Genomic DNA, 11,936 nt, shown 5'->3' with positions numbered 1-11,936 from the left:
AGCGGCTCCTCTCGCTCTCATCATCCATGCCGCCAGACTTTAACTGCGGAAATCAGCAGAATTCCTGCCAGCATGGGAAGCAAGATCGCGCTCGGGATAATGCCGAGCGCCCGTCCTCCAACGAATGTTCCGACGACCGAGCCAAGCGCCATAACCAATAGAAAACGGCGGTTATGTCGTAGCACGGCGAAACTCCGGTCACGGCTATAGCGGGTGAAGCCCACGATCATCGTCGGGAGGCTGATGGCGAGGGAGAGGCTACCCGCGAGTTTGATATCCTCGCCGAACAGTAACACCAGCGTCGGAATCAGCAGTTCGCCCCCCGCGACGCCAAGAAGCGATGCGACGACCCCGATTGCGAATCCCGCCGCTGTCCCCGCGACGACACGAAGACTACCGGTCGCAAGCGCTTGACCATCTGTGTGCTGTTCGTGCCCAAACAGCAGCAGCGCTGCGATGCTGACCAGCAAGATGCCGATGATGCGGTAGAGCGTCTCTGACCTGATGCGGGTCGCCCACCCAGCCCCAAGCCACGCTCCGAAGAGACTCCCAGCGAGCAGATTCAGAACCACGGGCCAATGAGCGGCGACGTCGCTCAGCGGCACCGTCGCCGCCCTAAAAGGCAACGCCGAAGCCACGACGATTAGGCTTGTCGCTTTGTTGACAATGACCGCTTCGAGAGCAGGGAACCGAAACGCGCCAATGAGAAGCGGGAGCCGAAACTCAGCGCCGCCCAAGCCAATCAGACCGCCCAGGATTCCAATAACCGTCCCGCCGCCGAATGCCGCCGCTTTGTTGTTCCGCACGCTCGCCTCTGGTTCTTCCACCGCCAGCAGGGAACATGCCATTTGGGCAGGCTAGGGCCGCGGTAGAAAAATCAGGTCTGTCCCGGTTTCAGGCGATAGAAAATATGCCGGCCGATCACGTCCATCTTTCTGAGCGCGCGCGCCCAGCGCGGGTGCACGTAATTGGCGTGGTAATGCGTCGAACGGCCGACGTCGGAGATGTAGGTTCGACCGACCATGACTTCCTTGGCGACGCGCACCGCCTGTTCCCAGGCGTCGCCTTCGGTGATGCGGAGCGAGCGGCCCTCGCAGGCGAAGGAGAACTGGCAAGCACGATAGTGGCGCCGGTTCTGATAGACGACGCCGCAAACGCTCGACGGATAGAGGCCGCTCTGGACACGGTTGAGCACGACCTGCGCGACGGCGGCCTGCCCCGCCTCGGGCTCGCTGCGGGCCTCGAAATAGACCGCTTCCGCCAGGCAGCGGGCCTCGCGGCCAAGCTTTTCCGGATCAATCGAAGCGGCATAATCCGGACGTGACGCGCTCAATTCCTTGCCTGGCGTCGACAGCGCCAGCGTCGCGCCGGAGAAAGACGACACTTCGATGGGCACGGCGTCCGGCTGCGCCGGCGTCGACGACCCCAGCGCGACGGCGCGCGGCGTCTGCGGGGATGCGCCGTGCAGCGCGCGCTCGGTCTGCGCCTCCCGCGCAACATCGCGGGGCGCGTCGGCGCCGGTCGGAGTCGAGATCGACGAACTCTGCGACGGCGAGGCGGCCGCCATCGACTTTTGCGTCGTCGCCGGCTCCGGCGCGGAGCCCGCGTCCGCCTCTTCGAGCGCTTCGTCGCCTGGGGTTTTGCCGCGAGGCGCAAGCGGCGTCGCCGTCGGCCGAGTCGACTTGCCATCGAGGCCGAAGGAGAGCGGCGGCGATTCGCTTAACCCTAAATTCGCCGGCTGCGGCCGGCGGGTCTCGAAACCGGGCCGCATGGCGACCACCGGATCGCCCTTATGCCGCCGATCGACCTGGGGAAAATGCTTCACGTCGGGCTTGAGATCGACATGCGGCTCGCGCTCGTCGGGAACGCCCTCCTCCGGACCGCCGACGACAAGGCGCGCCTGCTGAATTTGGGCGCGCGTTTGGCCATAGAACCCGTAATCGCCGCTCGCCGCCTCGCTGAAGCCGAGCGTCAGCGCCCCCGGCGCGCGCGCCGCGAGCGGAGAAACGCGCCAATCGGCGACGGGGTCCTGCCCCGCGACCGCGGTGAAGGAGACCAGCACGCCGACGCCAAGCGCCCATGGCGCCGTTACGCTAAAGACCCAGGGCGCAACCCCTCTGCGCACGAAACGCGTTCTCGACTGACGACGCATAGACTGATCCATGTGCGACGGCGCGTCTGGCAAGGCGCCGCGATTTGCGTCGCTCCGCCCCGGATGCGATCCTTCGTAAAATCTTATCGTTCATTAGCCTTGCGGAACCGTTGCCGGCGCGGCGCCGCGATCGTGCCAGAATGACGCAACGGCGATCATTCGCCGATCAGATGCAACGCGACTTCGCGCCGGTGCGGCCGCCGGCGGTGCTCGAAAAGAAAGACGCCCTGCCAAGTTCCAAGCGCCAGCGCGCCGCCAATAAGTGGGATCGAGAGCTGCGTCTGGGTGAGCGCGGCGCGGATATGCGCCGGCATGTCGTCGGCGCCTTCCGTATCATGGGCGTAATCCGCGCCTTCCGGCGCGAGCCTTGCGAAGACGGCTTCGAGATCGCGCAGCACGGTGGGATCGGCGTTTTCCTGAATGAGCAGCGACGCGGAGGTGTGGCGACAGAACGCCGTCGCCAGCCCCTGCGTCATGCGGGCGCCGCGGGCAAAGTCGCGGACGGCCTCGGTAAATTCGTAAAATCCGCGCCCGGATGTGTCGATCCGCAGGATTCGGCTCGTTTGTCGCATGGAGCGAATGTGCGAAAGCGCATGGGAAAGTCCAGTCCCGCAGGCTTTTTGAACGCTTGTCTTGGTTACGCGCAAAGGTTAAGCGCGGCGTAAGGATGGAAGCTGCAATGTCGGAACTGATCGATACGCTAATGAGCTGGGCCGCGTCGGATACGGGAAAGACCGTCGGCGGGGTGGCGCTGACGGCGCTCGCCTGGGCGGAAGCGTCGACGGTCGTCGGCGCCGCTTACATGAAGCGGATGATCCCGCTGCGCATCACCGCGATGCTGGGCAATGTGCTCGGCGTGACCTTGGGACTCATCATCGCCAGCCCGCCGACGATCGCCAAACATGCGATCAACCTGCCGCTCAACTTCACCCGCATGCGCGAAATGCGCAAGCTCATCGCCAGCGTGCGCGAAGCCAGCGGCAACGACCTGAACATCGAATGGCTGAAGCCCTTCATGCATCCGCGCACGCTGCAACGCGGCGAAGCGGTCTTCATGAAGGGCGACGAAGCCGACGAGGCCTTCGTCGTCGTCGAAGGACGCATCGAAATCGTCGAACGCGGCGCGATTCTCTCGCCCGGCGCGATTTTCGGCGAGATGGCGCTATTTACGACCAACGGCAAACGCACCGCGACGGCGCGCTGCATCGGCGACGTCAGTCTGCTCGTCATCACCTATGAGCAGTTCGAACAGCTCTATTTTCAAAACCCCGAGTTCGGCCTTTACCTCGTGCGGCTGATCGTGCGCCGCTTCGAGATGAACCACCGCGAGGAAGAGCTGGAGAGCGCGTGAGGGAACGGCGCAGCCCGCGGCGCCTCTCCTGCGTCATGCCCGCGCTTGTCGCGGGCATCCACGCCGGGACGTTACGCAATGGCTGCAAGGCGCATGCGATGTCGACACGTGGATGGCCGGGACAAGCCCGGCCATGACGGCGGAGAGACGACGCGTTACCTTGTAACGCCAAGGGTGGCCAAGCATCGTTTATTGATGTGAGTCGACGCACCAGCTGAGTGGCTGGCCGGAGGATATTTCGACCGAAGACGCGCTCGCTAAACTGCTGGAGCTGAATCTGCAGCGCAGCGGATAAACGAATGGTTTAGCCGACATTCTTTAAACTTGACCGCTTGATTTGAGGCCGGGCGGCCCCACATCCGTGGCATCGCCCGCCGCACGCGAAAGACGGCGCTAACGCCAGTTGCGGCGTGGCCTTCAGCATCGAGGAGGGTCTGATATGGCGCTCGCAGTGCACAGTGGTGCGGAACTCGGCAAGATCATCATGTGGGTGGCGGCCTTTGCGTTCTTCGTGGTGGTTGCGCTGACCTGGGTTCCAGAATGGATCGCGCCGCAAGGCGAACAGGGCGCGCCCGAAGTCGGCCGCACCGTGAAAATGATCAAGTAAGAAAGCCGATCGAAACAAAAGGCGCCGCTCATCTGCGGTGCCTTTTGTTATGGGGCGCCTTAGGCCGTGCTCGACGCCTTTTCGCCGAGCGCCGCCTGCGCGGCGGCGAGCCGCGCGATCGGCACGCGGAACGGCGAACAGGACACATAGTCGAAGCCGATCTTGTCGAAGAAGGCGACGGAAACCGGATCTCCGCCATGCTCGCCGCAGACGCCGAGCGTAATCGTCGGATTCGCGGCGCGGGCGCGCTTGCAGCCGAGTTCGACGAGTTCGCCGACGCCTTCCTGATCGATCGTCACGAAGGGGTCGGCCGGCAGCAGCCCCTTTTCGACATAGGCGTTGAGGAAGGAGCCCGAATCGTCGCGCGAAATGCCGAGCGTCGTTTGCGTCAGGTCGTTGGTGCCGAAGGAGAAGAAATCCGCCGACGGCGCGATGTCGCCGGCGCGCAGCGCCGCGCGCGGCAGTTCGATCATGGTTCCGACGTGGTAATTCGGCCTGATCCCGGTCTCGCCCTCGACGAGCTTCGCCATTTCGGCGACTCGCGCCTTGACGAGATCGAGCTCCGCGCGTGTGAAGACGAGCGGCGCCATGATCTCGATGTCGACCGGTTCGCCTGTCGAGAGAGAGGCTTCGATCGCCGCCTCGAAAATCGCGCGCGCCTGCATGTCGACGATCTCGGGGAAGATCACGGCGAGCCGCACGCCGCGAAAGCCGAGCATCGGATTGAATTCGGAAAGCTGCGCGGCGCGGCGGCGCAGTTTCACCGGATCGGCGCCCATCGCCTTCGCCACGGCGGCGATCTCGGCATCCGAATGCGGCAGGAATTCGTGCAGCGGCGGGTCAAGCAGACGGATCGTGACCGGCAGGCCCGACATGATCTCGAACAGCTGCTTGAAGTCCTCGCGCTGCATCGGCAGCAGTTTCGCCAGCGCGAGGCGGCGCCCTTCGGCGTCGTCGGCGAGAATCATCTCGCGCACCGCGACAATGCGCTCGCCTTCGAAAAACATATGTTCGGTGCGCGCGAGGCCAATGCCTTCGGCGCCGAAACGGCGGGCGGCGCGCGCGTCTGACGGCGTTTCGGCGTTGGCGCGAATCTTCAGCCGTCGCTTCTGGTCCGCCCAGGACATCAGCACCGCGAATTCGCCGGTGAGCTCCGGCCGCTGCATCTTCACTTCGCCGGCGATCACCTGCCCGGCCGAGCCGTCGATGGTGATGCGGTCGCCCTTGCCGAAACGCTTGCCGGCGACGGTAAAGCTCTGGTCCTCGTAGTCGATGCGCAGCGCGCCGGCGCCGGTGACGCAGGGCTTGCCCATGCCGCGCGCCACGACGGCGGCGTGCGAGGTCATGCCGCCGCGCGCGGTAAGAATGCCTTCCGCCCCATGCATGCCGCCGATGTCTTCGGGACTCGTCTCGATGCGCACGAGGATGATCTTGCGGCCGTTCGAGGCGAGCTTCGCGGCCTCTTCCGGATCGAAGACGATTTCGCCGACAGCCGCGCCGGGCGAGGCGGGAAGACCCGTGGCGAGAATATTGCGCTTCGCCGCGGGATCGATCGTGGGATGCAGCAATTGTTCGAGCGACTGCGGCTCGACGCGCGTGATCGCCTCATCCTTGCCGATGAGGCCTTCACGGGCCATGTCGACGGCGAGTTTCAGCGCCGCGCGCGCGGTGCGTTTGCCGGCGCGCGTCTGCAGCATCCATAATTTCCCGCGCTCGACCGTGAACTCCATGTCCTGCATGTCGCGGAAATGGCGTTCGAGCTTGTCGGCGTATCCCTTGAATTCGGCGAAGATCGCCGGCATCGCCGCTTCGAGCGAAATCTTTTCGAAGCCGGAGGCGTGGCTTGCGGACTGGGCGATCGGCTGCGGTGTGCGAATGCCGGCGACGACGTCTTCGCCCTGCGCATTGATGAGATATTCGCCGTAGAGCTCGCGCACGCCGGTCGAAGGGTTGCGCGTGAAGGCGACGCCGGTCGCAGACTGCGCGCCCATATTGCCAAACACCATCGCCTGAATACTGACCGCGGTGCCCCAGCTTTCGGGGATGTTGTGCAGGCCGCGATAGACGATGGCGCGATTGTTCATCCAGGATGAAAACACCGCCTTGATCGCGCCCCACAATTGCTCGCGCGGATCCTGTGGGAAGCTCTTGCCGGCGGCCTGTTCGACGATCGCCTTGTATTGCGCGGCGACCTTGCGCCAATCCTCGGCCGTCAGCTGCGTATCGAGCGCGAAGCCCTTGCTCTCCTTGATTCTCTCCAGCGCTTCCTCGAACTGGTGATGTTCGACGCCAAGGACGACGGAGGAATACATTTCGATGAAGCGTCGGTAGCAGTCCCAGGCGAAGCGTTCGTCGCCGGAGTTGCGCGCGAGCGTTTCCACGGTCTCGTCGTTGAGACCGAGATTGAGCACCGTGTCCATCATCCCGGGCATTGAGGCGCGGGCGCCCGAACGCACCGAGACGAGCAGCGGCTGCTGCGGGTCTTCGAAGGCGTGCCCGGCGACGCGGCCGATATCGGCAAGCGCTGCGTCAACCTGCCCGGCGAGATCGGCGGGAAAGGTCTTGCCGTTGGCGTAAAAATAGGCGCAGACCTCGGTGGTGATGGTGAAGCCGGGCGGCACTGGCAGTCCGAGCGCCGCCATTTCAGCGAGATTGGCCCCTTTGCCGCCCAAAAGCTCTTTCATCGACGCCGATCCTTCGGACCGACCGGCGCTGAAACTATACACCCACTTGGTCATACCTATTTCGTCCGGCGAGAGAGGCGGGCGCGGGACGCGCCGCGCCTTGGCGGTTTTGGGCGCTTCCGGCCGCGCCTCGGCGGCCGACGACGCCCGCCTGCGCGGATCATCAAGCGCGCCGGAAGTTACGCTCAAATGACGCGCGTCCACAAGTTGGCGCATGACTCCTTGAGCGCTATTTTGGCCAGCGAGCGAAGAAATCCAGCCGAGGTCGCGCGGTGATGAAAAACGAACAGGATGACGCGCCGCGTCCCGCGGCTTTCGAGATCGGCCAGCCGCTCGATCTGCTGTCCGTCGCCGAACTGGACGAGCGCATCGAGCGACTGCAGCAGGAGATCGCCCGGCTCGAGGCCAAGCGCGCGGCAAAACAGGCGGCGAGCGCTGCCGCCGAAGCGTTCTTCAGGAAATAGCTCTGCCGCCCGAAGGGGCTCGGCTTGACAGCCGACGACGGCCCATGCCCTTTCTGCGCGCGAAACGCCCGATCGTTCCGGGATCCCGTTCTTTTACACCTCCACCCCATGAGCCGACCCTTGCATCGCTACCGTTCGCATAATTGTGGCGCGCCCAATGAGGCGCTCGTCGGCCAGAAAATCCGGCTCTCCGGCTGGTGCCATCGCATCCGCGATCACGGCGGCGTGCTGTTTATCGACTTGCGCGATCACTACGGGCTGACGCAATGCGTCGTCGATCCCGATTCGCCCGCCTTCGCGCAGGCGGAGAAATTGCGCTCCGAATGGGTGGTGCGGCTCGACGGCGAGGTGCGCAAGCGCCCCGCCGGCACCGAAAATCCCGACATGCCGACAGGACAGGTCGAGGTTTACGTCAACGAAATCGAGGTGTTGGGCGCCGCCGCCGAATTGCCGGTGCCGGTCTTCGGCGACCAGCCCTATCCCGAGGACACGCGGCTCAAATATCGCTTCATCGACCTGCGGCGCGAGAAGCTGCATCAGAACATCATGCTGCGCGGCCGCATCGTCGATTCGATCCGCATGCGCATGAAGCAGGCGGGCTTCTTCGAGTTCCAGACGCCGATTCTGACCGCTTCCTCGCCCGAGGGCGCGCGCGACTTTCTGGTGCCCTCGCGCCTGCATCCGGGGAAATTCTATGCGCTGCCGCAGGCGCCCCAGCAGTTCAAGCAGCTCATCATGGTCGCCGGCTTCGATCGCTATTTCCAGATCGCGCCCTGCTTTCGCGACGAGGACGCGCGCGCTGACCGCTCGCCGGGAGAGTTCTACCAGCTCGACGTCGAAATGAGCTTCGTCACGCAGGAGGACGTGTTCGGCGCGATCGAGCCGGTGCTGCGCGGCTTGTTCGAGGAGTTCGCCAACGGCAAGGCGGTCACGCAGAAATTTCCGCGCATTTCCTTCCGCGAGTCGATGCTCAAATATGGCACCGACAAGCCGGATCTGCGCAACCCGCTGCTCATCGCCGACGTGTCCGAGGAATTCGCCCGCGAGGACGTGAGCTTCAAGGCGTTCAAAGGCAAGACCGTGCGCGCCATACCCGCGCCGGGCGCCGCCGCCCAGCCGAGAAGCTTCTTCGACAAATTGAACGACTGGGCGCGCAGCGAAGGCGCGCCGGGCCTCGGTTATGTGATCTTTGAGGAAGAGGCCGGCGCGCTCGCCGGCAAGGGCCCGATCGCGAAATTCATTCCCGCGGAGGCGCAGGCCGCGATCGCCGCCAAGGCGGGCGTGAAGGCCGGCGACGCGGTGTTCTTCTCGGCCGGCGAAGAGACCGCCGCCGCAAGGCTCGCCGGCATGGCGCGGCTGCGCATCGGCGACGAACTCGGTCTATCGAAGAAAGATGTCTTCGAATTCTGCTGGATCGTCGACTTCCCGATGTACGAGTGGAACGAGGACGAGAAGAAGGTCGACTTCTCGCACAATCCCTTCTCGATGCCGCAAGGGGGCATGGAGGCGCTGGAAGGTCAGGACCCGCTCACCATCCTCGCCTACCAATATGACATCGTCTGCAACGGCGTGGAATTATCGTCCGGCGCGATCCGGAACCATCGTCCCGACGTCATGAAGAAGGCGTTCGAGATCGCCGGCTATGGCGAAGATGTGCTGATCGAGAAATTCGGCGGCATGTATCGCGCCTTCCAATATGGCGCGCCGCCGCATGGCGGCATTGCGCCGGGCGTCGACCGCATCGTCATGCTGCTCGCGGAAGAGGAAAACCTGCGCGAAGTGACGCTGTTCCCGATGAATCAGCGCGCCGAGGATTTGCTGATGGGCGCGCCGTCGGAAGCGACGATGAAGCATCTGCGCGAACTGCACATCCGGCTGAATCTGCCGGAGACCAAGGCGTAAGCGACAGTCGCCAAGGCGCGCGTTGCGGAGTTGAAGACTTGTACAGCGCGCGGCAAAAAGAAATTCTCGCGGCGATCGCGCAAGGACTGAACCTACCTCAACATTCGTCGCCTGTTCACGTCGATCAGACGCCTGGCTATGTTGACTCGCCCATCGAGGTTCATGACTTCGCCGTCGCGCTGATGGGCGCGATCGGCGCAACAATCGCCTCTATCGGCGAGAGTCGCGGCCTGGGCGCGCAGCAGGTGCGAATCGACCGGCGGCACGCCGGCCTGCTGTTCAACGAGATCGCCTATTTCTTTCAGAGCGGCTGGCAATTCGACATCAGCGCCGTGCATACGGCGGTGAATAATTTCTATCGCACCCGCGATGGACGGCGCATCTTTTTCAACGGCGCCTACCAGCATCTGCGCGACGGCATATTGCGCTATCTCGACTGTCCAAACGAGCGCGAAGCCATCGCCAAGAGCGTTGCGCGTTTCGACGGGCAGACGCTCGAGGACGAACTTTCGGCGCTCGGCCTCTGCGCGGCGCTCCTGCGAAGCCCCGAGGAGTGGCGCGCGCATCCGCAGGGCCGCGCGATCGGCGATACGCCGCCGATCGACCTTGTGCGGCAGGGCGACGCGGCGCCCGTTCCTTTCACGCCTGCCACCACGCGGCCGCTCGAGCGGCTCCGTGTTCTCGATTTCACGCATGTCGTCGCCGGGCCGACGATCGGCAAACTGCTGGCGGAGCATGGCGCGGACGTCATTCACTGTCGCAACCCCTATCTCGACCATATTCTCGGCTTCGACATCGACACGTCATTCGGCAAGAAGACCGCCTATGTCGACCTGCGCGCCGAGGCCGATCGCGCCCGCGCGCTCGATCTCGTTCGCGACTGCGACGTTTTCGTGCAGGGATTTCGCTGGGGATCGCTGGCGAAGCGAGGATTCGGGCCGCAGGAGCTGTGGCGGATCAACCCGCGCCTGATCTACGTCGAGGTCAACGCTTACGGTTTTCAGGGTCCCTGGGCCGAGCGGCGCGGTTGGGAGCAGCTCGCTCAGGCCGCGACCGGCCTCGCCGCCATGCACAGCGCTGAACTTGGCGAGCCGGCGCTCATTCCCGCCTATTTCAATGATTACGGTTCAGGCTGTCTCGGCGCGCTCGGGGTTCTTTCCGCTCTACTGCGCCGCGCAGAGGAAGGCGGCCGCTGGATCGTCCGTGTGTCGCTCGCCAGGACGGCCATGCTCGGCATGCGTTTCGCCGCCAATGCGGAAGCGCCTATTCCCATCAGCCAGGACGATCTCAATCATTATCTGGTCGATCAGGACTCCCCGCTCGGTCTGTTGACGAGGGTTGCGCCGGCGATTCAGTTGGAGAAGTCCCCACCCTATGTGGATCGCGCCGGAAGCTTTCCAGGCTCCTCAACGCTCGACATCGGATGGGGACCTGATGCTATCGCGCCACACGCGCCGCCGCACCGGCCAACGTCGATCTTCCGGCGCGGCGTCGCGCATATTCGCGGACGGCAAATCCTATGACCGCCCGAGAGGCGCGTTAGTAGGTATCGCGCCTGTTGTCACGGGTGTTATCGCGCTTGTTGTACCGTCCGCTGCCATAATATTTGTTGTCTTCGAGCTCCTTGCTGGTCATCTTGAAATTGCGATCGAAGGTGAGATCGTAACGCTTCCCGTCCTGACATTTCGCATTGTCGACTTCGAATTTCCCATCGTCGAATTCCATCTTGCCGCCGGAACACTGCGCGTCCTTCATCGCTGAACGGATGCTGGATTTCTCTTCGCGGGTGAGCCGACGGTCGGCCTGAGCAGGCGTCGCCGCCATGCCGACGAGCCCGAGAAGCGCGATGCACGTCACGAGAGTACGCATGTTCGAACCCTTTCTCTTGCAGCCGGAAGCAAGCCACGGCTGCGCCATGCCGCTCAAAGGCGAGCGAGCGATCTGCGGCCATATGAGGCCCCAGCCGCGATGGAAAAGGGGGTCGCGCGCCGGTTTTCGGCCCTCCGCCTTGCCTCTCATGGCTTGCTCCCCTATAAGCGCCGCGGCGCCTGCGTTTCCGACACCCCTGGAGGCGAAGCAGCGCCTTTTCTTTTGATTTAAAGGACACCGAAATGGCCGAGACCAAGAAGCTCGCGGCCACGGTGCGCAGCGGGACAGGCAAGGGGGCCGCCCGCAGCGTTCGCCGTGAGGGCCGTATACCAGCAGTACTCTATGGCGGCGGCGAAGCGCCGCAGCCGCTCTCGCTCGAGAAGAAGAGCCTCTCTCAGCTGATTTTCGCCGGGCACTTCCTTACGACGATCTTCGAGCTCGACATCGACGGCAAGAAGGAGCGCGCCATCCCGCGCGACTATCAGCTTGACGTCATCAAAGACACGCCGATGCACGTGGATTTCCTGCGCCTGAAGCCGGGTTCGCGGCTGCGCGTGCAAGTGCCGGTGCATTTCACCAACCAGGAAGCGGCGCCTGGCATCAAGCGCGGCGGCGCGCTCAACATCGTCTATCACACGGTGGAGATGTGGGTGCCGGCCGACAATATTCCGGAGGCCATCACCGCCGACCTGACGGGCCTGGACTTCAACGATTCGCTGCATATTTCGGCGATTCCGCTGCCGGAGGGCTGCAAGCCCACGAATCCCGACAAGAATTTCACCGTCGCGAGCCTTACGCCGCCGGCGGGCGGCGGCGCCGAGGAGGCTCCGAGCGCGGCAGCTGCGCCTGCGGCCGCTCCCGCCAAGGAAGAAAAGAAGAAGTAAGCGCTGCAAAGCTTACCGTGATA

At 64.1% G+C, this 11,936-nt stretch carries 11 protein-coding genes; 6 read left to right on the top strand and 5 right to left on the bottom strand.

The features are described 5' to 3' along the window. Nucleotides 1-20: 20 nt before the first annotated feature. The 3 genes from IYW40_RS05880 to IYW40_RS05870 form a co-directional block, all read right to left on the bottom strand. Nucleotides 21-848: a sulfite exporter TauE/SafE family protein gene (locus IYW40_RS05880; RefSeq protein WP_196399785.1), complete on the bottom strand. Its 828-nt coding sequence runs from the start codon at nucleotides 846-848 to the stop codon at nucleotides 21-23. Nucleotides 849-877: 29 nt separating this feature from the next. After that, nucleotides 878-2,152 (bottom strand): cell wall hydrolase, encoded by a 1,275-nt coding sequence (locus tag IYW40_RS05875; protein WP_196399784.1) that lies wholly within the window; start codon nucleotides 2,150-2,152, stop codon nucleotides 878-880. Between the two features lie 155 nt (nucleotides 2,153-2,307). Then, the gene (locus IYW40_RS05870) at nucleotides 2,308-2,724 is read right to left on the bottom strand and encodes a secondary thiamine-phosphate synthase enzyme YjbQ (RefSeq protein WP_014890629.1); all 417 of its coding nucleotides are present in this window, start codon (nucleotides 2,722-2,724) and stop codon (nucleotides 2,308-2,310) included. A 107-nt stretch (nucleotides 2,725-2,831) separates the two neighbouring features. Here IYW40_RS05870 and IYW40_RS05865 point away from each other — a divergent pair, with 107 nt between their 5' ends. Both IYW40_RS05865 and IYW40_RS05860 read left to right on the top strand, forming a co-directional pair. Then, on the top strand, nucleotides 2,832-3,503 hold the full coding sequence (locus tag IYW40_RS05865) for a cyclic nucleotide-binding domain-containing protein (RefSeq protein WP_196399783.1): 672 nt from the start codon (nucleotides 2,832-2,834) through the stop codon (nucleotides 3,501-3,503). Nucleotides 3,504-3,942: 439 nt separating this feature from the next. Beyond that, on the top strand, nucleotides 3,943-4,110 hold the full coding sequence (locus IYW40_RS05860; protein ID WP_196399782.1) for a hypothetical protein: 168 nt from the start codon (nucleotides 3,943-3,945) through the stop codon (nucleotides 4,108-4,110). A 59-nt stretch (nucleotides 4,111-4,169) separates the two neighbouring features. Here the strand turns inward: IYW40_RS05860 and ppdK are convergent, their stop codons facing one another. Continuing rightward, complete coding sequence (gene ppdK, locus IYW40_RS05855) at nucleotides 4,170-6,848, bottom strand: pyruvate, phosphate dikinase (RefSeq protein ID WP_196399781.1); 2,679 nt, start codon at nucleotides 6,846-6,848, stop codon at nucleotides 4,170-4,172. A 221-nt stretch (nucleotides 6,849-7,069) separates the two neighbouring features. Here ppdK and IYW40_RS05850 point away from each other — a divergent pair, with 221 nt between their 5' ends. From IYW40_RS05850 to IYW40_RS05840, 3 genes are all read left to right on the top strand, one after another. Beyond that, nucleotides 7,070-7,258, top strand: coding sequence for a DUF1192 domain-containing protein (locus IYW40_RS05850; RefSeq protein ID WP_196399780.1), 189 nt, complete (start codon nucleotides 7,070-7,072; stop codon nucleotides 7,256-7,258). A gap of 120 nt (nucleotides 7,259-7,378) precedes the next feature. After that, nucleotides 7,379-9,160 (top strand): aspartate--tRNA ligase, encoded by a 1,782-nt coding sequence (gene aspS / locus IYW40_RS05845; protein WP_196399779.1) that lies wholly within the window; start codon nucleotides 7,379-7,381, stop codon nucleotides 9,158-9,160. Nucleotides 9,161-9,198: 38 nt separating this feature from the next. Next, nucleotides 9,199-10,683, top strand: a complete 1,485-nt coding sequence (locus IYW40_RS05840; RefSeq protein ID WP_196399778.1) for a CoA transferase — start codon at nucleotides 9,199-9,201, stop codon at nucleotides 10,681-10,683. 16 nt (nucleotides 10,684-10,699) lie between these two features. Here IYW40_RS05840 and IYW40_RS05835 read toward each other — a convergent pair whose 3' ends face one another. Next, complete coding sequence (locus tag IYW40_RS05835; protein ID WP_196399777.1) at nucleotides 10,700-11,029, bottom strand: PepSY domain-containing protein; 330 nt, start codon at nucleotides 11,027-11,029, stop codon at nucleotides 10,700-10,702. 242 nt (nucleotides 11,030-11,271) lie between these two features. On the opposite strand from IYW40_RS05835, the gene IYW40_RS05830 reads away from it, so the two are divergent. Further along, the gene (locus tag IYW40_RS05830) at nucleotides 11,272-11,913 is read left to right on the top strand and encodes a 50S ribosomal protein L25/general stress protein Ctc (protein ID WP_175092884.1); all 642 of its coding nucleotides are present in this window, start codon (nucleotides 11,272-11,274) and stop codon (nucleotides 11,911-11,913) included. Nucleotides 11,914-11,936: the final 23 nt, after the last annotated feature.

The organism is Methylocystis sp. H4A, from assembly GCF_015709545.1.
GTDB classification, from domain to species: domain Bacteria; phylum Pseudomonadota; class Alphaproteobacteria; order Rhizobiales; family Beijerinckiaceae; genus Methylocystis; species Methylocystis silviterrae.
This window is presented reverse-complemented; position numbering and strand designations above follow the sequence as displayed.